The sequence below is a fragment of the Micromonospora sp. RP3T genome, assembly GCF_003027925.1.
GTDB lineage: Bacteria > Actinomycetota > Actinomycetes > Mycobacteriales > Micromonosporaceae > Micromonospora.
Map to the genome: position 1 here is coordinate 1 of NZ_PYPS01000010.1, position 26,620 is coordinate 26,620.

Here is a 26,620-nt window from a genome sequence, read left to right on the forward strand (position 1 = left end):
AGCGGGACGCCCAGGCGGCGGCGCGGTCCGCCGCGACGGCCGACGCCGCAGCGGCCCGGGCCGCCTCCTACGCCGACGCCGCCCAGCGGGCTGCCGCGCAGGCCCGCGCCTCGGCGCTGGCCGCCGGCAAGAGCGCGCAGGAGGCGGCGGCGGACGCCCTGGCGGCGCTCGACGCCGCGGTGCGGTTGCAGCGGGAGGAGCAGTCCCGCGGCGGCCCCGAGCAGAGCCCCTGGGAGGTGCCGATCCCGGGCCAGGACCCGCCACGGGACCCGCCGTTCCGACTGGGCAACCAACTGCTCGGCAACAACCTGCTGGCCCAGGCGGCCGTCAAGTTGTGGGGCGGCCAGTGCTTCGCCGGCCAGAAGCAGATGATCTGCTACGGCGTGCAGACCCCGAACGGGCGGCCGATCACGATCGGCGACTACCTGCTCTACCCGGACTCGGCGAATGAGCTGCTCCAGACCGTCAACGGCGAGGCCGCCGAGCGGGAGGCGTTGCGCCGGGCCGGGGTGGACGCCGGGACGTACGGCCCGGACCTGCTCGAACACGAGGCACGACATTCCGATCAGTGGCAGCATTTCAGCCCGCCGAGCTTCCTGGCGCTCTACTTCTCCGGCACCGCCCTGTCGTACCTGCTCACCGGCACCGACGGTGACGCCAACCCGTGGGAGATCGGGGCCAATCCGTGGAAGGGCGGATACTGGGAGCATGGCAAGGAACCGGCGCAACCCAGCTGGCTCGAACCGGTGGCCAAGTGCATGCTGGGTCTCTGCTGGTGAGCCGATGCTGACGCCGTCCCGGCTGATCCGGGTGGCGGGCGTCCTCGCGACGCTCGCCACCGTGGCCACCGTCTCCGCGTGCTCACCGGCCGCCAAGCGGGTGACCGCGATGCGCCAGGTGGACGGGCAACCCACGATGCTGATCGTCGGCTGCGACACGTTCGACGCGGACCGGGTCAGCGTCTCCACCGAGGGCGTCTCCCCGCCGATGCAGTGGGACACCGACCGCGGCACCGGTGGGGCCGTCGACGAGGTCCGGTTGTTGCAGTCGCCGTCGGGGTGGACGGTCGACGGGCAGACGCTCACCGCGTTCCAGCCCGGTACGGAGTACACCGCCTCCGCCTTCGACAGCGGGCATCGCACCGTCGCGGTCCGCTTCACGCTGGCGGAACTGGCCGCGCTCCTGCCGGATCAGGTGCTGGTCGGCGAGCCCGGCGGCAAGCGGAAGGCGGTCACCGAGGACGCGTTCCGCCGCGCGGCGAAGAAGTCCTGTTGACGCGCACGAGTGCCGGACGGGGACCGGACGGGCTTCGTCCGGCACTCGTGCGCGGTCAGCCGGTGATGACGACCTTCGCGCGGGCGTGTCCGCCTTCCAGGTGGCGGATGGCGGCGGGCACCTCCGCGAGCGGATAGGTGCGGTCGACGACCGGAGTGAGGTGGCCGGCTTCGGCGTGGGCGCGTAGCGCGTCGAGGTGTCGCCGGCCGGGTGTCGTGGCGAGGACGACGATGCGGTGCCGGACGAGTGGCGCCACCAGCCGGCCACGCGTGAGCAGCCAGACCGGTCCGACGAGGTGGCCGCCGCGGTAGACGCCGCCGCCGGAGAGCACCAGCGTCCCGGTCGGGGTGAGCGCCCGCCGCAGCGCGGTGAGCGAGCGGTTGCCGACCAGGTCGAACACGACGTCGTGGCGGCGCGGGTCGCGGGTGAAGTCGTCGCGGGTGTAGTCGATCACGTGATCGGCGCCGAGCGTGCGGACCAGGTCGACGTTGCGGGTGCTGCAGACCGCGGTCACGGTCGCGCCGAACGCCTTGGCCAGTTGGACGGCGAGGGTGCCGACGCCGCCGGAGGCACCGTTGACCAGGACGCGCTGCCCGGGTTGGACCCGCCCGGCGTCGCGCAGCCCCAGCAGCGCGGTGGTGCCGGCCAGCGGCAGCGCCGCCGCCTGCTGCGGTGTGAGGTTCGCCGGCGCCGGCGCGACCAGGGCCTCGGGTACGCACACGTACTCCGCGAACGCGCCGTTGGCGTCGCCGAGGTCGCCGTAGACCGGGTCGCCCACGCGCACCCGCCGCACGTCGGCGCCGACGGCCTCGACCCGACCGGCGAAGTCCCGGCCCCGGATGCGGGCCCGGGGGCGGGTGCGCCCCATCGCCAGTCGCGCCAGCCACGGGTCGCCCCGGGTGGCGTGCCAGTCGTACGCGTTGAGCGCGGCGGCCTCGATCCGCACGCGCACCTGGTCGGCGGTGGGTCGGGGCACCGGAACGTCCGCCAGCGTGAGGGTCTCCGGCGGGCCGTACCGATCCTGGACGATCGCCTTCATCGTGCCTCCTTGGTGTACGCCGTACACCTATGGTCGGTGTACGGCGTACACCTGTCAAGGCGGTTAGGGTTCAACCACCGCCGCCGGGAGCGAGGACGAGATGGCTGAGCAGGCCGACGTGGCGCGCCGGGCGCCACTGAGCAGGGCACGGATCCTGCGGACCGCCGTCGCGCTCGCCGACGATGCCGGCATCGCCGCGCTCAGCATGCGTAACCTCGCCCAGGAGTTGGGCGTCGTGCCGATGGCCCTCTACAAGCACGTGGCCAACAAGGACGAACTGCTCGACGGCATGATCGACGAGGTCGTCGCCGAGATCGACCCGCCGGCCGCCGACGGCGACTGGAAACACACCATCCGCCGGCGCGTGCTCTCCGCGCGACAGATGCTCCGTCGCCACCCCTGGGCGTCGCTGGCCATCGAGACGCGCGACACCGCGACGCCCGGGGTCCTGGCCTACCTCGACTCCATGGTCGGAGCGTTCCGGGCCGGTGGGTTCTCCGTCGACCTGGCGCACCACGTGATGCACGCGATGGGCAGCCGGATCCTCGGCTTCAGCCAGGAACTGTTCGACGCGTCCCGGCGCGCCGGCCGGTCCGGCACGTCCGGGCCCGAGCCGTCGGCCGTGTTCCCGCCGGAGGCCGCCGCGCGGTTCCCGCACCTCGCGGAGGTCGCCGGGGCGGCGTCCCACGAGGACGGATCGGTGGTCGGTTCGGGCTGCGACGACCAGTTCGAGTTCGAGTTCGCGCTGGACCTGCTGCTGGACGGCGTCGAACGGCTGCACCGGCAGGGCTGGACGTCCTCGGAGCCAGGAATGTCGTCCACGGCGGCTCGGGTTCTCCCCGCCGACCGGATGACGTCCGGGTGACCCGTCGTCCGGGCCGGTGAGTCGTGCCCCGCGGCGGCGGCGACCGCCGCGACGGCCGGCGGCGACCGCCGCGACGGCCGACGGCGGGTGTCGATTTCGTGTTCCCGGCCCGCGTCCGCGCGCCTGCTGCCTACGCTGGAGAGCAGGTCAGGACGCACGGGGGCGGCGGATGTGGGGTGTCGGGGAACGCTGCGGGTGCCACGTCCGTCGTCCCGAATCGTGGGACGCGCGGGCCCCGCGCCGGGCCCGGCAGGGGTCCGGGACCGCTCCCGCGTCGCTCCCGACGCCGCACCCGAGGGCGGCGTTGACGCTCGCCCTGCTGTTCAGCGTGGCGCTGCTGGTCTGCCTGTATCTGGCCGGCGACGGGGTGGTCAAGGAACCCCGGTGGGCACCCCACCAGGTGTGGACGGCCCTCACCGACGGGTTGCGGGGGGTGCTGGCGGGCCTGCGCGTCATGTTCTTCGCCGGCGGCCCGCTGCGGTGGCGGCAACTGGGCCTGCTCGGCGTCGGCCTGCTCACCTACCTGGCCTGGCGGTCCTGGCAGCAGTCGAGCTTCGCCTCCCGTCCCGGGCCGATCGACATCCGGAAGTTCGAGAACGGGACCCACGAGAGCGACGGGTGCGCCACCTACCTGCGAAGCAGGTTCTGCCGGCAGTTGGCGGACACCGACGTCTACCCGCCGTACGCCGGCCCGTCCGACCCGGCGCCGCAGGGCTTCATGGACGCCCTGTCCAAGCAGGGCGACACCTCGTCCCCGATGCAGGTCATCACGCGCGTGGCGGCCGCGTTGTGGCCGAGGAACGGGTACTTCGTGACCGCGACGCTGCAGAAGCGGGCGCAGGAGCCGCGGTTCGGGCTGTCGGTCACGGTCACGTCGCTGCTGGGCCGCTCCCGGAGCACGACGACGACCATGTGGGGACAGAGCTGGGAGGACGCCACCTGTCGGGCGGCCTACTGGACCATGGCAAAGATCCTGCCGGCCACGCGCCTGGCCAGGAACCCGCCGTGGCGCAAGTGGTACGGCCGCGACATGCCCGCCGACCTGTTCGAGTGCTACAGCGAGGCGAAGAAGCGGCACGACGACCAGAAGCTCGACGAGGCGCTCTGGTGGTACCGGGAGGCGCTGCGCCTGGACCCGTTCAACATCAACATCAGGATGATGGTGGCGAGCGTGCAGGAGGATCTCGGGCTCTTCCTGGACGCCCTGCACACCTACGAGGCGGCGCTCGCGGTGGTCGAGTTGGAGGGCCGCTACACGGGTGCGTTGTGGAGCCGTCGGCGCCACCGGCTCGTCCGTCCCTGGCGGTTCGCCTGGTCCTCGCTGCGCCTGCTGCTCCGCCACCCGGAGTGGATCCGGCTGCGCTACCAGTACGCCCGCGCTCTCGGCTACACCGAGCGGGTGGTGGGCGACTGGTTCGCCGACGGCCCGTCCGACGACCGGCGGACCGACCGGCACCGGGCGCACGAGCAGGCACGGCAACGGCTCTGCGCCGCCCTGGCCGACCGTTACTGGCCCGCGGTGGTGAACCGCACCATCTCCGTAGACCCGGAGCAGGCGAAGGACCGCGTCCGCGTCCTGCTCGCCAAGGAATCCTCCGCCCGCGTCCTGTTGGCGCTCGCGGCCTGGCAGGAGTTCCACCGGCTGCACGAGGACGCCGCCCTCGCCCGCCTCGTGCCGGGCGTGGACCGCGACATCGGTCGCCGACTGCTGCGCACGATGCGCGACCTGTGGGCGCCGCTGCGCCTGACGAGCGCGCTGAACGACGACCGACGTGACGCCGGCCCGGCACCGGAGTGCGCCGGCGGTGACGAGCCGCAGGAGCGCGTGGAGTTCGACGTACGGGACGCGGAGTGCCTACCGGCCTGGTGGCTCCGGTACCACCGGGCAAAGGCGCGCCGGGCCCTGACGATCGGTTGGCCGGCCGATCCCCGGGCGCTGGAGCAGCGCATCCGGCGGGTGCAGCGCCGGTGGAACCCGTTCAGGCCGATGAACCACCTCGACTACTACACCGCGGCCTGCGTGGCGGCCTTCGCGCTGGCCGGATATCCCCGCACGCTCCGCGCGCGGCGACCGGACGACCGGAGATGCGGGCTACCCCGGGCCGACCCGAGGGGCGAGGTGGAACGCCTGACCCACCTGGCCGTCGAGAACCTGCGCGCCGCCCTGCAGAGCACGGAGAGCGGGCATGCCGGGCGTGTCGTCACCCAGTCCGACACCGGGTACGGCACCGCGTCCCGGCTGCGTACCTGGATTCTCAGCAGCGAGTCCGACCTGGCCTGGTTGCGTTACCACGCGGTGTTCCGTTTCTTCGAGCAGGACATCTACCGGTTCCTCCAGCCGGTCTCGCCGCGTCCCGCGGACGTCACGAGGGCGCGGGTCGCCTCGTACGTCAGGCAGTTGTTGTGCGAGGGCGCCCGACTGCTGGAGCGGGAGTGGCACAAGCGGCGACTCCGGCCCGAGAGGCCGCCGACGTTCCTGCACGACGTCCTCTGGTGGGTGCGGCTGGACCGACGGACCTGGCAGGTCGTCGAGCGGATCGGTCGTGACCGGGGGCTGCACTGGGAGGACCGGGCGGAGTTCGGCCGGCTAGTCACCCGGGCGGTCCGGCTGGTCCGGACCGCCGAGCTGCACTTTCCGCCACCGGTGCCGCGGTACGAGGACCTCGACCTGCCGCAGGTCAGCGCGGTCGAGGACGACGATCCTCACCTGGCGCACAAGGTCGAGGGCCGGGTGGATGACGCGGTGTCGGCGGTCTATGGACGCCTCGACCTGCTGGGCGGCGCGATGGCAGGTGTCTTCGAGGCGGACGCGGACGACGAGGACCGGGTGCTGCGCGTGCTGGACGTGGCCGACCACGACCTCACCGCGCGGTACGCCGAACTCTGCATGCGCCACGCCCGGCGGTGGCAGTGGGTCCTTGAGGTCCTGGACGGCGCCGGCCTGGACGCCGACGCGGTGGTCCCGGACGAGGAGCAGGTGGAACCGTGAGCGCACGACCGACGTGTCGCACCGGTGACCGGCCCGCGCGTCCGCTTCCGCGTTGACGTGAATTCCGCGGCCGACATACCGTTACAACGACAAGCCTCGATGAATGGCATGGTGGTCGGGCCGACGCCATGTCCACCCGGCGGCTTCCGGGCATGTCGCCGGTGCGACGGGGCGCGATTCACGACGCCCATCGCCGCCCCGTCGGGCGGCGGAACGGAGAACCCATGTCCCGGAAACGCATCCGAGCGCTGGTGGCCGCCACCGCGGCGGTCACGCTCGTCACCGCCGGCACGGTCGCCACCCGGGCGTACGCCGCCGCCGGCTGCCAGGTCAGCTACTCCGTCACGAACCAGTGGTCCGGCGGGTTCGGCGCGAACGTCAGCGTGAAGAACCTCGGTGACCCGGTCAACGGCTGGCGGCTCACCTGGTCGTTCGGCGCCGGCCAGCAGGTCACCGACCTGTGGAACGGCAGCTTCACCCAGACCGGCGCCGCGGTGACCGTCACCAACACCACCTGGAACGCCGCCATCCCCACCAACGGCAGCGCGAGCATCGGCTTCAACGGCACCTGGACCGGCAGCAACCCGGTGCCGACGTCGTTCGCCCTCAACGGCACGACCTGCACCGGCTCGACCTCGCCCACCACCCCGGCTCCGCCCACCACCACACCGCCCACCTCGCCGCCGCCGCCCGGTGACTACCCGCCGTCGCCGAAGCTCTGCGGCAGCACCGACCTGATCGACATCGGCAAGTACTGGATCCCGAACAACCAGTGGGGCGGCAGCTCCGGCTCCGGCAGCCAGTGCATCTGGACCAGTGGTGGCTCCGGGGACCGGATCTCGTGGGGGACCAGCTACTCGTGGAGCGGCCAGGCCGGCACCGTCAAGTCGTTCGCGGCGGCGATCCTCGGCTGGCACTGGGGCTGGCGACGCTCCGGCACCGGCCTGCCGGTGCAACTGTCCGCCAACCGCAACGTCAACACGAGCTGGAGCTTCAACGTCACCCAGAACGGCACCGTCAACCAGAACGTCGCGTACGACATGTGGTTGCACCCGATGGCCAACCCGGGCTCGGCCGACCAGCCCACCGACGAGCTGATGATCTGGCTCTACCGCTCGAACGCCTCCCCGGCCGGCAGCCGCCAGGGCACCGTCACCATCGCGGGCACCACCTGGGAGGTGTGGCGCGGCTACGTCGGCACCTGGAACGTCTACTCGTACGTGCGGGCGGCCAACACCACGAACGCGACGCTCAACATCCGTGACTTCACCAACGACCTCGTGCAGCGCGGCTGGGTGAGCAACTCGAAGTACCTGACGAGCGTCCAGGCCGGACCGGAGATCTTCACCGGCAACGGGCAGGTCACCACCAACTCGTACTCGGTCACCATCAACTGACCGACGGGCGCCGGCCGCGTCGACCGTCAGCGCGGCCGGCGCCCGTGGGGCAGTGGTCCGACCCCTACCGGGTGTGCGCTGCCTCCCGCATGTCGACGCGGTACGCCTCCTCCCGCACGTCGGCGTCGGGGTGCCGGCGCAGCCCGGTCAGCAGGCCCCGCCACGGCTGCGGCCACCCGGAGACCGCCCCGTGCCGGACCAGCGCCACCGCGAACAGCCCGCCGGCCAGGTCACCCCGGCCGGCCAGCAGCGCCACCACGTCGTCGAGCCCGGCCAGGTCCGGCCAGTCCGGGAGGGCGCGCAGGCGCGCGTCGAGCCGTCCGGCGGCGCGTACCGCGAGGACGGGCCGGCCCGCGCAGAGCGCCGCGACCTCGTCCAGGTTGTCCAGCCGGCCGAGGTCGACCAGCAGGCCGGCGGCCGTGCCGACGAAACCGGGCCGGCCGGCGAGCCACCGGGCGGCGTCGACGAGCGCGGTCCGGTCGGAGTCGGCCGGCCGGTGCGTGACCCGGACGGCAGCGCCGCGGACGAGCACGTCGACGCGCCGCCGGTCCGGCCGGTCGGCGGCCGGGTCGCCGGGCCGGTCGTCGGCGGCGTCCCGGTCGACCAGCCGCGCCAGCGCGACGCCGAGCACCTCGTCGCCGCCGGCCCGCAGCAGGTCGGCCACCGCCACGTCGACGAGCGTCTCGTCCAGGTCGGTGAGCCGGTCGACGACCAGGTCGGCGACGTCGGCCAACCAGGGCGCCCAGTCCCCGAGCCGGTCGAACGCGGCACGCCGGACCTCCCGGTCGGGGGCGCGACACGCCTCGACGACGAGCGCGGCGTATTGGGGTCGGTGGCGCTCCGGGAGCCAATACGGATACGCGCCGAGGACCGCGCGTCGTTCCTCGCGACTGCCGTCGACCGCGGCCCGCAGAACGGTCCAGCTCGCCTCCGGGGTCAGTCGCTGCCGGGCGGCGGAGACGATCGCCGCCCGCAGGTCCCGGTGCGTTCCCGCATCGAGGTACGCGTCGCGCAGCGTCGCCATCGCCGTGGGCGGCCCGTAGCGGGCCAGCAGCCGGGCGGCCTCCTTCCGGCTGGTGAGCTTCGCGGTCCCGGTCCGCAGCAGCGTGCCGAGCAGGTCGACCAGCCGGGACGGCGGGGTGTGCCGGGCGGCGCGGGCCGCCGCGTACAGCGCGACCCGGGCCCGGTCGCCGTCGGCGTACCGGAGCAGCACCGGCAGCGCCTCGTCCGGGCGGTCGGTCCGGACCAGCGCACCCAGCGCCGCCTCGGCAATCGGCACCTCGGGCGCGTCGAGGTGGCGCCGGACCAGCGCCCGCCCGGCGTCACCGAGTCCGGCGGCCGCCCGGATCGCCGCCGCGCGCTGCCACACGACGTGGCCGGGGTCGGTGACGACCAGCTCCTGAAGCTCCACGAAGCGGGCCTGCTGGCGGGGCAGCCAGCGGGCGGCCCCCGGCGCGTGGCCGGGCACCCACCGGATCCCGGACTCGACGAACCGGCCGCGCGGGCGGCGCCCCAGCGCCCGGTCGAGCAGGTCGGTGCGGACGCGTCCGACCGTCTCCCAGACCACGTGCAGCGTCACCGCCGACGCGTCGACGCCGAGCACCTCGGCCACCCGCTCGGCGCGGGTGGCCGGGTCGGCGAGCCACAGCGCGATCGCCGTCCGCGCCACCGCGGGCAGCGTGCCCCGGGCGAGCGCCCGGCGCAGCAGCCCCTGGAGCGCGGGCAGCCGCCAGGCCCGCCTGCCCAGCGCGTACGTGAGCGCGAAGAGCGGAGCGTGGTTGCCGCGCCTCATGCCGGCCTCGACCCAGCCGCGCAGCCGCTCGAAGACCATGGTCTCCTGCCCGCGCCGCAGCACCTGGTCGAAGCGGCGCAGCATCGGCACGGTCGCGCCGCTGCTCACCCGGTCGATGGTGAGCAACGCCCAGCCGCGCAGCGGCGTCACGTCGACGTGGCGCGCCAGCACGTCGACGGCGAGGTGGCTCAGCGCCGACGTGGTGGCGGCCGAGGCGTCCCGCGCGTCGACCGCGTCGGTGGTCACCCGCGTCAGCCCGTCGGCCGTGTCGGCGGTGAGCAGCGGCGCGACCCGGGACAGTGCGGTGAGCGCGGAGGCGCGTACCGGATCCTGCTCGTTGCGCAGCCGGGCGAGCCGGGCGACCAGCTCGGCCACCGCGCGCGGGTCGCGGGAGCGGCGGGCGGCGGCCACCAGCAGCGCCCAGCCGGTGGCCCGCTCGTCCGCGTCACCGGAGCGCACCGCGCCGTCCAGGGCGGCGGACGCGTCCGGCCAGGGCAGGTACGCGCTCCACGCGCGGACGTCGGCCTCCCGTTCCCGGATCCGGGGCAGGCCGAGCACCCGGGTCGCCTCCCGGACCCGGACCGTCGCCGGCAGCACGTCCACCACCTCGGCAGCCGGCACCAGCAGCGTGGTGTCGGTGCCGGCGAACGCCAGGTCGTACAGCTCGCCGCGCCGGTGCGGCGCGACGGCGTCGAGCAGCGCCGCCAGGCTCCGGCCATGGTCCCGGAACCGGACGGCGAGTGGCGCCAGCTCGTCGGTGGGCAGCGTCGCGAGGCGTCGCAGCAGCGCCGGCGTCGGCGCGGTCCGGGCCACCCAGGCCGCGCGTCCCGGCACCGTGAGCAGGCGTACGACGCGGCCCGCGTCGTACCCGGCGAGCCGCCCGTACGCGATCGGCGGGCCGGGCAGCGACCGCTCCGGCGCGTACCGTTCGAGCAGGTCGAGCGCCTCCGCCGGGTCGCATCGCAGCACCGCGCCGGCGACCTCGCCCCAGATCCGGGCGCGTTGCTCGGGCGGGGCCACGGCCAGCCGCTCGCGGGTCCGGGCCAGCAGCGTGCCGGCGTGCCGGCGGACCAGCCGCTCCGGGTCGAGCGCGTGTTCCAGGTCGGGCAGCAACGCCCGTACCGTGTCGGTGCCGCAGGCCGGCAGCAACGCGGCGGCCTCCGCGTCGCCGAACCGGTCGCGTACCTCGATGATCAGCGCGTCGGCGACGGCCGGCACGGGCCGGCGGCGCAGCGTGCGGTAGACCCGTCGCCGGTCGGCTGCGGGTCGGTCGGTGAGGTCGCCGGCGGGCGTGCCGCCGCGCAGCGCCCCGGCGAGCGCGGCGGCCCGGATCGACGGCTGCGGGTCTCGGGTCGCGGCGGCGACGGCGGCGTCGTCCCGGACCACCATGGCGGCGATCAACGCGAGCCGCCGGGCGTAGGCGTCCCGGCCGCGGAGGTCGGCGCAGACCTGGGCGCGGTCGGGCGCGGTGCGTGCCCAGCCGGCGAGGTGGCGCATCCGGGCCCGGTGGGGGAGCGGGTCGAGCGACGTCAGCAGCGCGCGGGTGGCGGTGAGCACGACGCACATTGTGCCGGTGGGTGGCGCGCCCCGGGTGCCGGCCCGGGCGCGGCGGACCGGAATCGCGCGCGCCGCCATTCCTGCAATTCCTATGTAAATTGCGGATTTTCAGCGTACTCTCAGGTCTGCTCCGATTGACATCAATGGGACCGTCGGGGATATTCCTAGCGGCGCATCGGGGCGCGGGGCGAGCGGATGGAGTCTGCGGATTCCGGCTGTGCGACATGCGCGTAAGTGTCGGTTTGCCCTGCTCCGCGGGGCGCGGAACAGGTTTGGAAGAATGATCAATCGCGCCGTCGAATTCGCCAAGCACAATACGCCGAACTCCATGCGCGTCGCGGCCCGGCGGGCGCAGATGGAAACGCGCAACACCCGGATGCGGCTCACCGTGCCGGTCGTTTCCCGCAGCGAATTCGACAACATCTTCCACTGCACCGTCCGCAAGACGGGCAGCCAGTGGATCAAGGCGTTGTTCAGCGATCCGACCGTCTACCGTCATTCCGGGCTGCTGCCGTACGACCCGCGTTTCTACTCCGGCGGCGCGACCGCGCCCGTCCCGCGCGGCCGGGTCGGCCTCGCGATCTTCCTGTCCCACCGCCGGTTCGAGACGGTGCCGAAGGCCGGCACGTACCGCGCCTTCTTCGTGATCCGCGACCCGCGCGACGTGGTGGTGTCGAGCTACTTCTCGCTGCGGAACTCGCACGCCCCGATGGGCGACATCCCGCAGGCCCGTAAGGCCCTCCAGGAGAAGTCGAAGAAGGAGGGGATGCTCTTTGTCATCGACCGCCTCCGCGACAAGAAGCAGTTCGGGCAGATGCGTTCGTGGGCGGTGGCCCCACCCGCGGAGACGTTCCGGCTGTTCCGCTACGAGGACCTGACCGGCGACCGGCAGGCCGAAGAGGTGGACCGGCTGATGCGGCACTGCGGCATCACGCTGCCGCCGTCCGACCTGACCGCGCTGCTGGCCCGCTACAGCTTCACGAAGATGAAGAAGGACAAGGAGACGCCGGGCCGGATCTCCCACTACCGCAAGGGCGCGGCCGGCGACTGGCGCAACCACTTCGACGACGACATCTACGCCGCGTACACCGCGGCGGCCGGTGACCTGGCCGAGGTGCTGGGCTACCCCGCCCGCGACGCGGTCGCCGCCCGGCCCGACGGGCCGGACCCCGCGGCCCGGTAGGGGTTGTCGGCCGAGCGCCGTATCCTGCCGCCGTGGCATTGGGCTTCACCACACGCGCGTCCGACTCCGGGTGGGTCGACACGGTGTGGACCTGCGCCAGCGGGTCGGTCACGGAGATGACGTCGGTGGCCACCGCGTGCTGGGGCCTGGTGTTCTGGCAGTACGACGGCCGGCCGTACGCGAGCGTCTCCGGGCCCGAGACCGGCGCGGGCGTCGCGCCGGTACCGGCGGGCGCCGCCTTCGTCGGCATCGAGTTCGCGGTCGGGACGTCGCTGCGCGCCCTCCCCGCCCCCGCCCTGGTCGACCGCGGCGCGACGCTGCCCGACGTCACTCGCCGGACGTTCCGGCTGGCCGGCGACCGGTGGGAGACACCGGGCCCGGACGACGCCGAGGCGCTTGTCGAGCGGCTGGTCCGGGCCGGCGCGGTGGTCCGCGACCCGTTCGTCGCCGAGCTTCGCCGCGGCCACCACCCCTTCGCGTCACCGCGCACCCTGGAACGTCGGTTCCGGGCGGCGACCGGGCTGACCCAGGGCGCCGTGCGGCAGATCGAACGCGCCCGGGAGGCCGCGGTGCTGCTGGCCGCCGGCGTCGCGGTGGCCGAGGCGGTCACCCGGCTCGGGTACGCCGACGAGCCGCACCTGGCCCGCGCGCTGCGCCGGTACGTCGGGCGGACGGCGGGGCAGTTGCGCGCGGGCGGGGGCCGACCGATCGCGCTGGACCTGGGTCAGCGGACCACGTCGTAGATCAGCTTCAGCACGCCGTTCGAGTAGGTCTCGGACTCCCGCAGCCGCAACCTCTGCCTGTCCTTGTCGGTGGTGCTGAACAGGCGCTTCCCGGCGCCGAGCAGCACCGGGAAGACGAGCAGGTGGTACCGGTCGATCAGACCGGCGTCCGACAGGCGGCGGGCGAGTTCCGCGCTGCCGTGGATGAAGACCGCCCCGCCCTCGCCCCGTTTGAGCGCGGCCACCTCGTCGGTCGAGCGCAGGATCGTCGTCGGGCCCCAGCCGTCGACGAGCGCGTCGTCGGGCAGGCCGGACGAGACCACGTACTTCGGCAGCTCCCGGTAGTCGGCGTGGTCGTCGGAGTCCCGCCAGACCGGCGCGAACGCCTGGTAGCTGCGGCTGCCGAACATCAACGCCGTGGTGTCGGCCAGCTCCTCGCCCTTGAGTGAGAAGGCCTCCGGCACGAACTCGATGTCCCGCACCACCCAGCCACCGCTGCGGTGCTCCTCGCCCGGCCCGCCGCCGGGAGAGTCCACCACGCCGTCGAGCGACAGGAAACCGGTATAGACAAGATCACGCATGGGGAGAGGCTAGGAATCCGGGCGGCCCGCTGTCTTGTACGGAAACGACACGCTGCCCACCGGGCCGGGGCCGGCCTCAGGGCAGCGGGACCACGTAGGAGTCGACACGGGCGATGAGCCCGTCGCGGAACGTGAACAGGTCGTTGAAGGCGAAGCGGAACGGCCCGTGCGCCACGCTGACCCCGCGGCCCTCGCCGGTCACCACAACGACGGGACCGTCCTCGTGCACCCGCTCGACGTCGAGCTGCGGGCGGCCGGCGAACGCCGGGTTCTCGATCTCGCCGTCGAACTCCGTCCGGCCCCGGGTGGTGCGGTGACCGTGGATGACCCATTCCACGTCGTCGGTGAGCGTCGCCAGGATGCGCGGGTGGTCGCCGGCCCGGAAGCCGGCGAAGTATTCGTCGACCAGGTCACGTTGGCTGAGCTGCGGCACTGTCGGCTCCTTCGGTGGAAAGGTGGGCGGCGAGCGCGTCGAGGATCGAGGCGAGCCCGTCCGCGGCCCGGGTGGTCCGCAGCTCCGGCGGGAGCCGGCGCTGGTGGACGGTCAGCTCGGTGCCCTCGCCGGCGGGCCGGAGCGTCACGGTCGTGCGCAGGCCGGTCACCGGTTCGTCGAAGACGAGCTCGCGTGGCGGGTCGAGGCGCACGTAGACGAAGCGGAGTCGGCGGGTCGCGCCGCCCGGGGCGCGGGTGTCGAGCGCGAACTCGCCGCCGGGCCGCGCGTCCACGGTCACCGACCCGGGTGGGACCTCGGCGTGCGAGCCGCCCCAGAACGCCGCGAGGCCCGCCGGCGTGGTGAAGGCGGCCCAGACCCGGGTCGCCCCGGCGCGGAGGTGTCGACGAGCGATCAGTTCGTCGCCGTGCCGCTCGGCGCGGGCGGTCACCGGGCCCCCGCCTCGTCGTCGAGGTGGCGGTCGAGCGCGTCGAGCCGGTCGTCCCAGGCCCGGCGCTGCTCGTCGACCCAGGCTCCGACCAGTGCGAGCTGGTCGGCCCGGAGCCGGCAGGGGCGTCGGGTGCCCTCGCGGCGTTGCTCGACCAGGCCGCAGCGGCGCAGCACGCCCACGTGGTGGGAGATCGCCTGCGGGGTCAGGTCGAACGGCTCGGCCAGCTCGCCCACCGTGGCGTCACCGTGGGCGAGGCGGGTCACCAGGGCGCGGCGGACCGGGTCGCCGAGCGCGGCGAACGCGAGGTCGAGGTCGGGCACGTCCCCACCCTAACCCAAACGTACGCTTGTGCAAGCGTACATTTGTATTCGGCTCCGGCGTTTCGGCGGGATCGGGAGCGGGCACGCCGGGAGAAAGGGAGGTCGATGTGAACAGACCGTGCCCACCCGACCGGCGGCGACTGTGGGGCCTGTCGGTGCTCGCCGCCACACTGCTGGCCGGCGCCTGCACCGACGGCGGGACAGACCCGGGCGCTGGTGCGCCGACCACGCCGTCGACGGCCCCCACGTCCGCCGCTGCGCCGTCGGCGTCGTCGTCGACCGCCACGACCGTGACCATTCCGAAGTCCGCGTTCGTCGACCTGCCCGCGGAGCTGCGCAAGGGTGCCCCCCAGCCGGTGGAGGTCGCCGACGCGCTGCCGAAGCTGTGCGCCGAGGAGTTCGCCACCGGAGGCCGATCGGTGACCGCGAGCGCCGCGATGACGAGCACCTACCAGACGCCCGGGGACCCACCGGAGAACGTCCCCTACGGCACGCTGCACCAGACCGTCTTCGCCTTCACCGGCACCGGCACCGGCGACTACCTGCGCCGGGTCCGGGAGGCGCTGGCACGCTGCCGCTCCTTCCCGGAGCGGGGCGTTACCGTCACCGTCCGGTCGCAGCCGCTGCCGAGCACCGGCGACGACGCGCTGCTGGTGACGCTGACCCGGCCGGCGACGAGTCTCGACGGAAGCCCGGCCGAGGGCACCACCACCAGCCAGATCACGGTGGTGAAGCTCGCCGACGCGGTGACCGTCGTGCACGACCAGGGCTGGGAGGGCAGCAGCAACAACCCCGACCTCGCCGACGACGTCGCCCGCGCCGCCGTCCGCGGACTCGACTCCTGGCAACGGTGAGCCGGCCCGCATCGGCGGCCCGCCGAGGGGCAGTCCGTGAGGACCGGGGCAACCGGAAGGCCGTCAGGAGACCGCGGTCCGCACCAGCTCGGTGAGCTTCTTCTCCACCGTCGGGCTCCACCGCAGCAGCGCGAACGACGCCGGCCACATGTCGCCGTCGTCGAGGTTGGCCGCGTCCTGGAAGCCCACCGTCGAGTAGCGGTAGTTGAACTTCCCCGAGTCCTGGAAAAAGACCACGATCTTGCCGGCCGCGTTCGCGTACGCGGGCATGCCGTACCAGGTCTTCGGCGACAGCTCGGGAGCGGCGGTGGTGATGGTCACGTGCACGCGCTCGGCCAGCTCGCGGTCGGCCGGCGCCATCTGCGCGATCCGGTCGAGGACCGCCTGCAACTCGTCGGCCTTCTTCCCGCCCTTCTTCCCCTCGGCGCGCAGCTCGGCCGCGCGCTCCTTCATCGCGGCGCGTTCCTCGGCGCTGAAGCCCTCGCTCATCTCGGTTCCCCCTCGTTCCCCGGCGGTCGACGTGACGCCGCCCCGCTCAGCAGAAACGCTACGACCGCCCTACCCGCCCCGCTTCTCGATTCCTGATCGCTTCGGGAGCAAGGAGGGGCCCCCGCTTAACGCCTCCGGTATAGAAGGGGCCCCTTCTCACGCGTCAGGCGCAACGGGGGACAGCCGGCAGCCGTCACGGCGGCCTATGATCCGGCGATGACTGAGGTGACGGCCAGCCCCCACCGAGGCCGAGGCGTTGCTCTCGGTCCTGGAGCGCAACCGGCGGACCTTCGCCTGGAAGACGTCCGGGCTCGACGAGAAAGGGCTGGGCGCGACCACGGCCGCCAGCTCGATGACGCTCGGCGGCCTGGTCAAGCACATGGCCCTGGTCGAGGCGGACTGGCTGGCCGTCAAGCTGGCCGGCGAGGAGCACGGCCCCCCGTGGGACGGCGTCGACTTCGAGGCCGTCCCCGACTGGGAGTGGCGCACCGGCGCGACCGACGCTCCGGGCGAGGCGCACGCGTTGTGGCGGGCCGCGGTCGAGCGCTCCCGCGTCCTGGTGGCGGCCGTGACCGAGGAGCGTGGCCTGGCCGGGCCCGCCTCCTTCACCTGGCCGGACGGCCGCACGCCCACCGTCCGCGCCATGCTCCTCGACATGATCGAGGAGTACGCGCGTCACACCGGACACGCCGACCTGCTCCGCGAGGCGGTGGACGGGCGGGTCGGCGAGGGCGCGCCGCCGGACTTCACGTTCTGAGGCGTGACCCGCTGACGAGGCGATGAGTTTGGTAGGCGACGGCGGTCCACCCGTCGACATCACCTGGAACATGAAGGAGCACCACGATGGCGAAGGTCGTCTCCACGTTGTTCATCTCGGCCGACGGCGTCGCCGAGATCGACCCGGACTGGCACTTCCCCTACTTCGACGACAACATGGGCCGCGCCGTCACCGAGGACTACGACACCTCCGACGTCCTGCTGATCGGCCGGGAGACCTACGACAGCTTCGCCGGCGCGTGGCCGGGCCGGGAGGCCGAAGGCGGCGACGACGCGCCGTTCGCGAAGCAGCTCGGCGACACGCGCAAGGTGGTCGTCTCCCGCCAGCCGCTGGAGTTCTCCTGGCGCAACTCGGAGCTGATCCAGGGCGACCTGGTCGACGCGGTGGCGGCGCTCAAGGCCGACGCCGGCATCAAGGGCATCCTCATCCCCGGTTCGATCTCGGTGGTGCAGCAGTTGCTCGCCGCCGGGCTGGTCGACGAGCTGCGGCTGCTGGTGCACCCGGTGGCGGCCCGCAAGGGACGCAAGCTGTTCGACGAGGGCGACCGCCCGTACCACCTCCGGGTGACCGCGACGGAGGCGTACCCGACGGGCGTCATCCGGGTCATCTACTCGCCGGCCGACGCACCGGGCCAGGCCGGTTACGACGACGCGAAGGAGCAGTTGGCCACCGGAAGCTGAACGCGCGGGGCAGCGGCGGGCCCGCACGCCGTGGCAGGATCCGCGGCGTGCGCCGTGGCCCGTTGCTCCTCACCGGTGCGGTGGTGTGCGCCGCGCTGCACGCCGTCGGCGTCCTGGCGGCGCACCCGGTGTGGCGCGGCGCAGAGGTGCTGAGCCTGGCGTTGCTGCTCGCCTACGCGCTGGCCCGTGGCCGGCCGGCCCTGCGGTGGCCGGTGCCGGTGGCACTGGCGGTGCTGCTGGTGGACGCGGTCCGCACCATGCCGGGGGCACCCGGCACCCGGGAGTTCGGCTGGACGGCGTACGGCCGGATCGAGCACGTCGACGTCACGGCCGGCATCGAGGCGGGCCTCACCGCGTGCGGGGCGGCGCTGGCCGCGGTCGCGCTGCTGCTGGCCGGGTGGCGCGGTCGCGTCACGCGCGGCCCGGTGGTGCTCGCCGCGCTGGGGGCGGCGCCGATCGTCGGGTACGCGCTGATCCGGGTCGTCGACCTCCGCCGGGACCTGCTGGCCGAGGACCTGTCCCGCCCGGGCGGCCCGGACGTGGCGGACGCGGTGGGCGCGCTGATCCTGGCGGTCCTGCCGGCGCTCGCCCTCGCGCTGGCCGCGCTGGCGCTCGCCGTGCTGCTGGTTGGCCGGGGTCGCCGGCTCGCCGCGGCTGGCGCCGTCCTGCTGTCGGTGACCGCGTTGCCGCTGATCGACACCAGCATCGACGCGGTGCGGCTGCCCGTGTCGACGTTCACCGAGGCCGGGGTGCTGTACGCCGTCACGCCCACGGCGACGCTGCCGCAGCCGGTGCCGGCGCTCGCCGTGCTGGTCGAGCTGACCGCGTACCTGCTGCTCGTCGCCGGCCTCGCCGGCGCCGGCCGCGGCGCGCCGGCGGCGCCCGCGCCGGTGGCCGGTCCGGGGTAACCGCTGGCGGTCCGCCGGGCGCGCCGCTACGATCCTCGGCGATGACTCTCTCGTGCAGATTGGGGGCCCGTTTCGCGCAAGGTGAGTGCTGATGCGCTCCCCCGCCGCGAACGCGGATTCCCGCCTCTCCCTCTGGCAGCGGGTGCGTGAGTACGCCGTCCCGCCCGACATGATCCAGGCCGCGACCGCCCGCCGTTCGGTGGGCGACTGGGCCGGTGCCTGTGCGGTCACCCGCGTCGACGTCGATCTGAGCCTGCGCGCGGTCGTCCACCGGCACGGCCGCGAGCTGGCCGCACGGCTCCGCGACGACCTCCGGCACCTGGCGCCCGACCTGTTGCGCTGGCACCTGCCGAGGACCGCCCCGGACGGGCTGCTGCGTCCCGGGCTGACCGTCACGCTGGCCCGGTACGGCCCGCCCGGCCGGGGCGGCGTCGGGGCGGCGCAGCTCGTGGCGCGGACGCCGCCGGCGTGGGCCGACGCCGGGCAACGGATCAGCCTGGCGGTGTGGGCCGGCCCCGGCGACGACGTGGCGGCCCACCCGCATCCCCGTCCCGACCGTCGCTTCCGACTCGACCTGCACCGCCACCTGTGGGACGCACGCCGGGCAGGTGAGCTGCGGTTCCGCTCCGGTGCCGACCTGTCGGCCGTCGACCCGGCGGGCCCGGCCCACGGCTACCCGGCACACCGGTGGCCGGCGGAGGCGGCGCTGCTGCTCCGGGCCGAGGACTCGACCGGCGAGGCGGTGGCGGTGCGGCTCGGGCCGCGTCGCCGCCTGATCCTGCAACGCCGGGGCGACGAGTGGACGGCCCGGCCGGGCCGGTCGACCGCGCTGCCGGTGCTGCCGGACGCGGCGACCCGGACGCCGCCGGACGTGGAACTGCTGCGCCATCGGATGATCGAGCCCGACCGGCTGCACCCGCTCGTGGCGTCGGCGCTCGCCCCGGACGCCCCGACCACCGCCCGGGCCCGCGCCGACCGGCCAGGAGACCGGCCCCGCGCCGACCGGCCGGGAGACCGGGCCCGCCTGGTCGACTGCCGTGGCGCCCGGCACCGGATCGGCCTCGTCGACGGTGTGCTCGCGCCGCTGGACCACGACCCGGCGGAGGTACGCCGGGAGGAGCTGCTCGCCACGCTCACCGGTACGCCGCTGCCGTGCCTGCGCGCGATCGACGAGGCGCACCGCCGGCCCGATTCCCTGCCCGACATCCGCGCCCGCCTCGACCACGGCGACCTGCCCGGCGCGGTGGCGGCGGTCGAGGCGCTGCTCGGGCCGGACGCGTTGCTGCGCCACGGTGAGCTGCGCGCGGAGCTTGAGGACGCCGCGCTGCGGCGGATCAGCCACGGGCTGTTCCGGGCCGGGCTGGCCGGCCGCTGCCCGGTGCCGTCCACCCGGGACCCGCGATCCGCCTCGGACCGGCGTTCCCACCCTCGTCACGCCCTTTTCCGCTGACCGGGCCGCGGCCCGTCACGAACCCCCAAGGTGATGCCCATGCCCTCTGCCGTCATCCGGACCGACACCCACCCGCCGGCGCAGCTCGATGTCGCCGCCGACCTGATCGCCCTGCTCGGGACCAGCGCCACCGAGCCGCGGCCCGACCCGCAACTGGAGGCGCTGACGCTGGCCGTGGCCGCCGACCTGCCGGTGCTGCTCTGGGGCGCGCCGGGGATCGGCAAGACGGCCGCGTTGACCCAGCTCGCCGCGTCCCTGGAGCTGCCACTGACGACGGTGATCGCCAGTGTGCACGAACCGTCCGACTTCACCGGTCTGCCGGTCGTCGGCGACGACCCGGCCAACCAGGGCGTGCCGATGGCACCGCCGGACTGGGCGGTGCGCCTGGTCCACACCGGCCGGGGACTGCTGTTCCTGGACGAGCTGTCGACCGCCCCGCCCGCGGTGCAGGCGGCACTGCTCCGCCTCGTGCTGGAACGGCGCGTCGGCAGCCTGCGCCTGCCGCCCGGGGTCCGGATCGTGGCCGCCGCCAACCCGCGTACCTCGGCCGCCGACGGCTGGGAGCTGAGCCCGCCGCTGGCCAACCGGTTCGTCCATCTCCAGTGGAGCCACGACCACGAGGTCGTCGTGCGCGGTCTCGGCGGCACCTGGCCCCGGGCGACCCTGCCCCGGCTCGACCCGGCGCGGCTGGCCGGCGCCGTCGCACACGCCCGCCGCGCGGTGTGCACGCTGCTGTCGGCCCGCCCGACGCTTGTGCACCGGCTGCCGACCAGCGAGGCCGGCCGGGGTGGCGCGTGGCCCTCGCCGCGTAGCTGGGAGATGGCGTTGCGGCTGATCGCGTTTGCCGCCGCGGCGGACACCTCCCGGGACGTGCTGTCCGCGCTGGTCCGCGGCGCGGTGGGCGACGGACCGGGGTTGGAGCTGCTGGCCAGCCTGGACCGGATGGATCTGCCCGACCCGGAGGAGGTGCTGGCCGATCCGCACGCCGCCGCCCTGCCCGAGCGGGGTGACCTGCGCCAGGCCGTGCTGGACGCGGTGGTGGAGGCGGTCCGTCGTCGCCCGGAACGCGCCCGGTGGGACGCGGCCTGGACGCTGCTCGCCCGGGCGGCGGAGACCGGCGCCCCGGACCTGGTGGTGGTCCCCGCCGCCACGCTGGCCCGGCTCCGCCGCGAGGACTGGGACGTCCCGCCGGTGATCGACCGCCTCACCCCGGTGGCGTCGCTGTCCCGGGGCGCCGACGAGACGGCGGCCCGGGTCGCGGCCGGCCGATGAGCGCCACCGTCGTCCTCGACCGGGACAAGCTGCTCACCGCCCGCCTGTACGCGGCGCGGGTCCGCCCCTACCTGGCCACCGCGCTGTTCGCGCTGCACGTGGTCGAGTCCCGCCGGGTGCCCACGATGGCCGTGGACCGGCACTGGCGCTGCTACGTCTCGCCGCTCTTCGTGGCCCGTACGCCGGTGGCGGACCTCGCCGCCGTGTGGGTGCACGAGGTGTCCCACCTGCTGCGCGACCACCACGGCCGGGGCGACCGGTTTCTCCGGGAGCACGGGCTGACCGGGGCCGCGGAACGGCTGCGGGTCAACATCGCCGCGGACTGCGAGATCAACGACGACGCGTACGGCGACGGGCTGGTGCGGCCGGCGGACGCCGTCGAGCCCGGCTGCCTGCGCCTGCCCGAGGGGCAGCTGATGGAGGAGTACCTGCGCCAGTTCCGGCTCGGACCGCTCACCCAGCACCTGGCCTGGCTGGACTGCGGCAGCGGCGCCGACGGTCTGGACCGGGCGTGGGACCTGGGACCGGACGGCGCGCACGGGCTCTCCGAGCAGGAGCGGGACGCGGTGCGGTTCCGGGTGGCCGAGGGCATCACCGGCCGGCCCGGGACCGCGCCGAAGGGCTGGCGGCGGTGGGCGGAGGATGTGTTCCACCCGCCGCAGCCGTGGCGGGAGCTGCTGGGCGCCGCCGTCCGTTCCGCTGTCTCGGCCGCCGGGGCGGGTGACGACTACACCTACGGTCGGCCGTCGCGGCGCTCCGCCGGCGTACCCGGTGTGGTCCTGCCGGCGCTGCGCCGCCGGCCACCGCGCGTCTGCGTGGTCGTCGACACCTCCGGCTCGGTCAGCGACACCGAACTGGGCAGCGCGCTGCTGGAGGTCGCCGCGATCGCCCGGGCCGTGGGCGGCCGCCGTGACCTGGTCTCCGTGCTGCCCTGCGACGCCGCCGCGCACCGGGTGCTGACGCTGTGCCGGACCGAGGACCTCGCGCTGGTCGGCGGCGGCGGGACGGACCTGCGCACCGGATTCGCGCGGGCGCTGCGGGACGCAAGGCGCCCGGACGTCGTCGTCGTGCTGACCGACGGGCAGACGCCCTGGCCCGCCACCCGGCCCTCCTGCCGGACCGTGGTGGGCCTGTTTCCCCGGCCGGTGCGGTGGAGCGAGCAGGACCCGGATCGCGTGCCGGACCCGCCGCCGGACTGGGCGCGGGTGGTGACCATCGGTTCCCCGTCCCGGTGAGCGCGGCGAGCCGGTTCAGTCGAGCAGCGCCAGCAGCGCGTGCAGCGCCGGGTTGGTGCTGTCCACCGGCCAGGCCAGCCCGACGTCCACGGTGGGCGTCGGGGCGGCGAACCGGCGCAGCCGTACGCCGGGTAGCCGTAACGCCCGCGCCCGACCGGCCGGCACGGCCGCGACCACGTCGCCCTCCGCCACCGCGCGCAGCAACTGCTCGTCGTCCGGTTCGTGCCGGACCAGCCGGAAGCCGCCGCGCGGCCACACCTGGGCGATGGTCCGGTCGAACATGCCGGGCCCGTTCTCCCGTGGCCACATCACCGCCGGCAGGTCGACCACCTCGGATCGGCCGATCCGGCGGCGGCCGGCGGCCAGCGGGTGGCCCGCCGGCAACGCCAGCAGCAGTTCCTCGGTGTCGACCGTGCGGCAGGCCAGCGCCGGCTCGTCCACCGGCGGCCGGACGAACGCCGCGTCCAGTCGGCCGGCGAGCAGGCCGGCCACGTTCGGCGCGGTCCACGCCGTCTCGGACACCACCTCGACACCGGGGTGGGCGGCCCGGAACCGGGCGATCAGCGTGTCGACCCGGCCGCCGCGCGCCGACCGGGTGTACGCCAACCGCAGCCGACCACCCCGCCCCCGCGCCAGGTCGCGGATGCGGGCGGTGGCGGCGTCCACCTCGGCGAGCAGCCGGGCGGCCTCGTCGGCGACCCGCGCGCCGACCTCGGTCAGCGTGCAGCCCCGGCTGGTGCGGTGCACCAGCGGCACGCCGAGCTGCCGTTCCAGGGCGCGGATCTGCTGGCTGAGCGCGGGCTGGGCGATGCGCAGCCGGGCCGCCGCGCGGGTGAAGTGCAGCTCGTCGGCGAGCACCACGAACGAGCGCAGCCGGCGCAGGTCCGACCAGGCGCCCGGGGCCTCGACCATGCCACCCATCATAAGCGCCGCTTATCGCCGCCGGTCCGATCCGTCTTGGACGGCACCGTCTGCCGGAGGTCACCATCGGCAACACACCGACGGTACGGGCGAGGGGAGCGGACCATGGCGACAGCGGACGTGGTGGTGGTCGGCGGTGGGGTGATCGGGATGACCGCGGCGGTCACGCTTCAGCGGCGCGGCGCGCGGGTCACCGTGCTGACCGCCGACGACCCGGCGGACACGGTGTCCACGGTGGCCGCGGCGGTCTGGTACCCGAGCCACACGGAGGCGGACCCGCGGGTGCTGCGCTGGGCCCGGGACACCCACGCCGAGCTGCGCCGCCAGGCCGCCGACGGGGTGCCCGGGGTGGTGGACCGGCCGACCCGGATGTGGTTGCGCCGCCCGTACGCCGGGCCGCCCTGGTGGGCCGACGCCTGCGGTGACCTGGTGGTCGAGCCGGCCCGGCCGCCGTACACCGCGCTGCTGCGGTTCACCGCGCCGACGGTGGAGATGAACCGCTACCTGATCTGGCTGCACCGGCAGGTGGCGGCCGGTGGCGGCCGGATCGTCCGGCGTGCGCTGGACACGCTCGCCGAGGCGTACGAGATCGCGCCGACCGTGGTCAACGCGACCGGCCTGGCCGCCGGCCGGCTCGCCGCCGACCCGGCCGTGCACCCGGCGCGCGGGCACATCGTGCTGGTGGCGAACCCCGGCCTGACCGTCTCGGTACGCGACGAGGACGACCCGGCGGGCGTCACGTACGTGCACCCGCGCCGGCACGACGTGGTGCTCGGCGGCACCTACCAGCCCGGGGTGGGGCACACTCGGCCGGACCCGGAGACGGCGGCGGCGATCCGGCGTCGCTGCGTCGCGTTGGTGCCAGGGTTGGCGGACGCGCCGGTGCTGGGGGAGCGGATCGGGCTGCGACCGGTCCGGCACGGCGGGCCCCGGGTCGAGCGGGATCCCGGCGGTGGACGGCTGGTGCACGCGTACGGGCACGGCGGGGCCGGGGTGACGCTGTCCTGGGGCTGCGCGGCCGAGGTCGCCGACCTGGCCCTGGCGGATTAGGCCTGCGATGCCGGCGGCTGCGGGTGCGGCGCGGCGGGCGTTCGTGGTTCGCGAGCGGTCCACGCGATGAACCGGTCGAACAGCGCCGCGGGATCCGGGCCCGGGTTCGGGGTCAGCGCCAGCAGATCCGCCGTGGCGTCGAACAGGCAACCGGCCATGTAGATCGACAGGGACACCCGGTCGCGCCGGTACTCCATCAGCAGCAGGAGCCGGGCCGGCTGGCAGGGCCACGGCGCGGCGCAGACGCGGCACAGCCACAGCGGACGACTCGGCAGGTGAGGTCTGACCGCTCGGCGTTGGCGGTTCGGCACGGGGGACCCGGTTGGCGTCGACATACCCCTTACGGTGACCGAGTCGTTGACCTGGGTCAAGGAGTCGGGGCAACTGTCTAGCGTCCGGAACATGGAGCTGGTGGGCGCAGCGGAGATTCGCGTGATGCTTGGCGGGATCAGCAAGCAACGTGTCTACGTCATCACCAGTCACCGGAACTTCCCGGAGCCGGTGGCCGACCTCGTGCAGGGCAAGGTCTGGCTGAGGTCCGACGTCCAGAAGTGGATCAAAGAGCACCGGCCGGAGATGGCCGGCGACTGATCAGCCCTCGGCGCCCTGAGAGCGTAAGCGACTCAATTCAGCTGCTCGGCCAGCGCGACGATGATGCCGCTCGGCCCACGCAGGTAGCAGAGCAGGAAACTGTCCTCGAAGCGCGTCACCTCGCCGACGAGTTCCGCGCCGTGCGGGCGGAGCCGGGCGAGCGTGTCCTCGATGTCGTCGACGGCGAACATGACGCGGTGCAGGCCCCGCGTGTTGGCCGGGGCGACGCTGGGCTCGGGCACGATCGCCCGCGGCGAGTGGTACGTCGCCAGTTCGAGCCGGCCCGGCGCGTCCGGGATCCGCATCATCGCGATCTCGCTGCGCATGTCGTCGAGCCCGACGACCTTCCCCGCCCAGCTTCCCTCGATCGGCATCCGGCCTTCCAGCTCCATGCCGAGTGCGGTGAAGAACGCGACGGCGGCGTCGAGGTCGTCGACGACGATGCCGACGTTGTCCATGCGCTGAATCGTCATGCCCCCGAGGGTAGAACGGCGGACCGACGGCCGGCGTTGTGTGCCGCGACCAGGCCCGGCAGTTCGTCGAGCGACCCGATCCGGAACAGGCAGCGCTGCGCCACTGCCGGCAGGTCGAGGATGTGACCCCACGGCCCGCGCCGGATCAGGCACGCCGGCATGCCCGCCGCCATGGCCGCGCCCGCGTCGTTGTCGGGCCGGTCGCCGACGTACAGGATGGACGACGGGTCATGGCCGGCCTCGCGGACGAGCCGCGCGAAGAACGCCGGCGCAGGCTTCGCCACGCCCCAGCCGTGCGACGTGCCGATCACGTCCACCGGAAGGTCGAGTGCGCGCAGGCTCGCCTCGGCGTGTGCCGGCTGGTTGCCGGCCAGACCGACGCGCAGTCCCTGATCCTTCAGCGCTGCCAGGCACGCCCGCGCGTCCGGGTAGAGATCCTCCTCGGCGAACGACTCCGGCCGGCCGGCGGCGGCCCGACGCGCCAACTCGGTCGCCAGGTCGAAGTCGGGCCGGAAGGTCCGGAACGCCTCCTGCCAGTCCTGCCCCCGGGCGATCACCGCGCCGAGGACGGCGGAGAACGTGTGCCGGGGCACGCCGAACCAGTCCGCCCAGTCCGCGAACTCGCGCGACTCGTCGAGGATCGTCCCCCCGACGTCGAAGAAGACCGCCTCGATCATGCGGGTTGCTCCGGTCCGGTGACGTCGCGGCGCTTGAGCTTGGCGCGGCGGCCGTCCGGGTGGTGCCAGACGACGCCCTCGTACGCGGGATGCGCCAGCAGCCACTCGCGTAGGCCGGCCGCGTCGCGCGGCACGTCCAGCCGGTCGGCGTCGGCGTGCGCGACGAGCGCGTGTCCGCGTACCCCCTCGGGGTTGCCGTTGATCTTGGGGCCGATCAGCTCGAAGGTGCCGGGGCGGGGCTCGCCCGCGTGCGCCGCCAGGGCCTCGGCGTGGTACTTCGCGAACGACGAGCGGTCGATCGGCTCCCAGCCGACGGTCTTGCCGGTGGTCCCGTCGGTCATGACCGGCCGGTAGCCGGGTGGCTGGGCCCTGCCGGGCTTGACCTCGCGCCGGGCCCACCACGTGCCGTCGGCGTCGAGCAGCACGCAGGTGCCGTCGTACTTGCGGGTGGCGACGCCCTCACCGTCGAGCACCCACCGGCACTCGGGGTCGACCTCGTCGAGGACGCGTCGGCGGTCCTCGGGGTCACGGCGGAACAGCGTGGGGATCTTACGCATGTCGACATGGTCGCACCGGGCACACCGGGAACGCGACGCATTACCGCCGACCCGCCACCGTGGACGGTGGCGGGTCGGGTCGGG

27 protein-coding genes and 1 pseudogene are annotated in these 26,620 nt (G+C 74.4%); 16 read left to right on the forward strand and 12 right to left on the reverse strand.

All coding sequences use genetic code 11. The annotated features are described in order from the left end of the window. Together C8054_RS32000 and C8054_RS10465 are read left to right on the forward strand one after the other, a co-directional pair. A pseudogene (locus C8054_RS32000) lies at positions 1-779 on the forward strand (hypothetical protein); the annotation flags it as partial. A gap of 4 nt (positions 780-783) precedes the next feature. Continuing rightward, positions 784-1,275: a hypothetical protein gene (locus C8054_RS10465; RefSeq protein ID WP_107156572.1), complete on the forward strand. Its 492-nt coding sequence runs from the start codon at positions 784-786 to the stop codon at positions 1,273-1,275. 55 nt (positions 1,276-1,330) lie between these two features. Here the strand turns inward: C8054_RS10465 and C8054_RS10470 are convergent, their stop codons facing one another. Further along, a complete protein-coding gene (locus C8054_RS10470; protein WP_107156573.1) occupies positions 1,331-2,314 on the reverse strand; it encodes an NAD(P)-dependent alcohol dehydrogenase in 984 nt (327 codons plus the stop codon). Positions 2,315-2,414: 100 nt separating this feature from the next. Between C8054_RS10470 and C8054_RS10475 the strand changes: the two genes are divergently transcribed. The 3 genes from C8054_RS10475 to C8054_RS33200 all read left to right on the forward strand — a co-directional run bounded on the left by C8054_RS10475 (position 2,415) and on the right by C8054_RS33200 (position 7,565). After that, complete coding sequence (locus C8054_RS10475; protein WP_107156574.1) at positions 2,415-3,179, forward strand: TetR/AcrR family transcriptional regulator; 765 nt, start codon at positions 2,415-2,417, stop codon at positions 3,177-3,179. A 304-nt stretch (positions 3,180-3,483) separates the two neighbouring features. Next, on the forward strand, positions 3,484-6,168 hold the full coding sequence (locus C8054_RS10480) for a hypothetical protein (protein ID WP_107156575.1): 2,685 nt from the start codon (positions 3,484-3,486) through the stop codon (positions 6,166-6,168). A 224-nt stretch (positions 6,169-6,392) separates the two neighbouring features. Then, a complete protein-coding gene (locus C8054_RS33200; RefSeq protein WP_146179904.1) occupies positions 6,393-7,565 on the forward strand; it encodes a cellulose binding domain-containing protein in 1,173 nt (390 codons plus the stop codon). 64 nt (positions 7,566-7,629) lie between these two features. Here C8054_RS33200 and C8054_RS10490 read toward each other — a convergent pair whose 3' ends face one another. Then, positions 7,630-10,992, reverse strand: coding sequence for a hypothetical protein (locus C8054_RS10490; protein WP_233219572.1), 3,363 nt, complete (start codon positions 10,990-10,992; stop codon positions 7,630-7,632). Positions 10,993-11,194: 202 nt separating this feature from the next. Here C8054_RS10490 and C8054_RS10495 point away from each other — a divergent pair, with 202 nt between their 5' ends. Next, entirely contained in the window at positions 11,195-12,097 is a 903-nt protein-coding gene (locus C8054_RS10495; protein ID WP_107156576.1) for a sulfotransferase domain-containing protein, read from the forward strand. Positions 12,098-12,129: 32 nt separating this feature from the next. Beyond that, positions 12,130-12,840 carry a helix-turn-helix domain-containing protein gene (locus C8054_RS10500; RefSeq protein WP_107156577.1) on the forward strand — a complete coding sequence of 237 codons (711 nt, stop codon included), beginning with the start codon at positions 12,130-12,132 and terminating at the stop codon, positions 12,838-12,840. On the opposite strand, the gene C8054_RS10505 is transcribed toward C8054_RS10500, so the two are convergent. The 4 genes from C8054_RS10505 to C8054_RS10520 all read right to left on the reverse strand — a co-directional run bounded on the left by C8054_RS10505 (position 12,822) and on the right by C8054_RS10520 (position 14,601). Next, the gene (locus C8054_RS10505; protein ID WP_107156578.1) at positions 12,822-13,400 is read right to left on the reverse strand and encodes a dihydrofolate reductase family protein; all 579 of its coding nucleotides are present in this window, start codon (positions 13,398-13,400) and stop codon (positions 12,822-12,824) included. The genes C8054_RS10500 and C8054_RS10505 overlap by 19 nt on opposite strands. Positions 13,401-13,476: 76 nt before the next feature. Next, positions 13,477-13,833, reverse strand: a complete 357-nt coding sequence (locus C8054_RS10510) for a nuclear transport factor 2 family protein (RefSeq protein WP_107156579.1) — start codon at positions 13,831-13,833, stop codon at positions 13,477-13,479. Beyond that, positions 13,811-14,281: an SRPBCC domain-containing protein gene (locus C8054_RS10515; protein WP_107156580.1), complete on the reverse strand. Its 471-nt coding sequence runs from the start codon at positions 14,279-14,281 to the stop codon at positions 13,811-13,813. Before C8054_RS10515 ends, C8054_RS10510 begins: the two co-directional genes overlap by 23 nt. Continuing rightward, positions 14,278-14,601 carry a helix-turn-helix transcriptional regulator gene (locus tag C8054_RS10520; protein WP_107156581.1) on the reverse strand — a complete coding sequence of 108 codons (324 nt, stop codon included), beginning with the start codon at positions 14,599-14,601 and terminating at the stop codon, positions 14,278-14,280. Before C8054_RS10520 ends, C8054_RS10515 begins: the two co-directional genes overlap by 4 nt. Positions 14,602-14,708: 107 nt before the next feature. Between C8054_RS10520 and C8054_RS10525 the strand changes: the two genes are divergently transcribed. Beyond that, on the forward strand, positions 14,709-15,455 hold the full coding sequence (locus C8054_RS10525) for a hypothetical protein (RefSeq protein ID WP_233219573.1): 747 nt from the start codon (positions 14,709-14,711) through the stop codon (positions 15,453-15,455). Between the two features lie 63 nt (positions 15,456-15,518). On the opposite strand, the gene C8054_RS10530 is transcribed toward C8054_RS10525, so the two are convergent. Further along, on the reverse strand, positions 15,519-15,944 hold the full coding sequence (locus C8054_RS10530) for an iron chaperone (protein WP_107156582.1): 426 nt from the start codon (positions 15,942-15,944) through the stop codon (positions 15,519-15,521). Positions 15,945-16,200: 256 nt separating this feature from the next. On the opposite strand from C8054_RS10530, the gene C8054_RS10535 reads away from it, so the two are divergent. The 6 genes from C8054_RS10535 to C8054_RS10560 all read left to right on the forward strand — a co-directional run bounded on the left by C8054_RS10535 (position 16,201) and on the right by C8054_RS10560 (position 22,267). Then, the gene (locus C8054_RS10535; protein WP_107156583.1) at positions 16,201-16,701 is read left to right on the forward strand and encodes a DinB family protein; all 501 of its coding nucleotides are present in this window, start codon (positions 16,201-16,203) and stop codon (positions 16,699-16,701) included. 86 nt (positions 16,702-16,787) lie between these two features. Beyond that, on the forward strand, positions 16,788-17,402 hold the full coding sequence (locus C8054_RS10540; RefSeq protein WP_107156584.1) for a dihydrofolate reductase family protein: 615 nt from the start codon (positions 16,788-16,790) through the stop codon (positions 17,400-17,402). A 47-nt stretch (positions 17,403-17,449) separates the two neighbouring features. After that, on the forward strand, positions 17,450-18,310 hold the full coding sequence (locus tag C8054_RS10545) for a hypothetical protein (protein WP_107156585.1): 861 nt from the start codon (positions 17,450-17,452) through the stop codon (positions 18,308-18,310). A gap of 91 nt (positions 18,311-18,401) precedes the next feature. Further along, positions 18,402-19,760: a hypothetical protein gene (locus C8054_RS10550; RefSeq protein WP_107156586.1), complete on the forward strand. Its 1,359-nt coding sequence runs from the start codon at positions 18,402-18,404 to the stop codon at positions 19,758-19,760. A 39-nt stretch (positions 19,761-19,799) separates the two neighbouring features. Continuing rightward, positions 19,800-21,032 carry a MoxR family ATPase gene (locus C8054_RS10555; RefSeq protein ID WP_107156587.1) on the forward strand — a complete coding sequence of 411 codons (1,233 nt, stop codon included), beginning with the start codon at positions 19,800-19,802 and terminating at the stop codon, positions 21,030-21,032. Further along, positions 21,029-22,267, forward strand: coding sequence for a VWA-like domain-containing protein (locus tag C8054_RS10560; RefSeq protein ID WP_107156588.1), 1,239 nt, complete (start codon positions 21,029-21,031; stop codon positions 22,265-22,267). Before C8054_RS10555 ends, C8054_RS10560 begins: the two co-directional genes overlap by 4 nt. A gap of 15 nt (positions 22,268-22,282) precedes the next feature. Here C8054_RS10560 and C8054_RS10565 read toward each other — a convergent pair whose 3' ends face one another. Further along, positions 22,283-23,179: a LysR family transcriptional regulator gene (locus C8054_RS10565; RefSeq protein ID WP_199199684.1), complete on the reverse strand. Its 897-nt coding sequence runs from the start codon at positions 23,177-23,179 to the stop codon at positions 22,283-22,285. Between the two features lie 114 nt (positions 23,180-23,293). Between C8054_RS10565 and C8054_RS10570 the strand changes: the two genes are divergently transcribed. Beyond that, the gene (locus C8054_RS10570; protein WP_107156589.1) at positions 23,294-24,238 is read left to right on the forward strand and encodes an FAD-dependent oxidoreductase; all 945 of its coding nucleotides are present in this window, start codon (positions 23,294-23,296) and stop codon (positions 24,236-24,238) included. On the opposite strand, the gene C8054_RS10575 is transcribed toward C8054_RS10570, so the two are convergent. Continuing rightward, positions 24,235-24,573 carry a hypothetical protein gene (locus C8054_RS10575; RefSeq protein ID WP_107156590.1) on the reverse strand — a complete coding sequence of 113 codons (339 nt, stop codon included), beginning with the start codon at positions 24,571-24,573 and terminating at the stop codon, positions 24,235-24,237. The genes C8054_RS10570 and C8054_RS10575 overlap by 4 nt on opposite strands. Before the next feature lie 67 nt (positions 24,574-24,640). On the opposite strand from C8054_RS10575, the gene C8054_RS10580 reads away from it, so the two are divergent. After that, positions 24,641-24,829, forward strand: a complete 189-nt coding sequence (locus C8054_RS10580; RefSeq protein ID WP_107156701.1) for a hypothetical protein — start codon at positions 24,641-24,643, stop codon at positions 24,827-24,829. Positions 24,830-24,861: 32 nt separating this feature from the next. Here the strand turns inward: C8054_RS10580 and C8054_RS10585 are convergent, their stop codons facing one another. From C8054_RS10585 to C8054_RS10595, 3 genes are read right to left on the reverse strand one after another with little or no spacing between them, the layout of a single operon-like run. Further along, a complete protein-coding gene (locus C8054_RS10585) occupies positions 24,862-25,302 on the reverse strand; it encodes a VOC family protein (protein WP_107156591.1) in 441 nt (146 codons plus the stop codon). Further along, a complete protein-coding gene (locus C8054_RS10590; protein ID WP_107156592.1) occupies positions 25,299-25,979 on the reverse strand; it encodes an HAD family hydrolase in 681 nt (226 codons plus the stop codon). The genes C8054_RS10585 and C8054_RS10590 overlap by 4 nt, the downstream gene beginning before the upstream one ends. Further along, on the reverse strand, positions 25,976-26,536 hold the full coding sequence (locus C8054_RS10595; protein WP_107156593.1) for a hypothetical protein: 561 nt from the start codon (positions 26,534-26,536) through the stop codon (positions 25,976-25,978). The genes C8054_RS10590 and C8054_RS10595 overlap by 4 nt, the downstream gene beginning before the upstream one ends. Between the last annotated feature and the right edge of the window lie 84 nt (positions 26,537-26,620).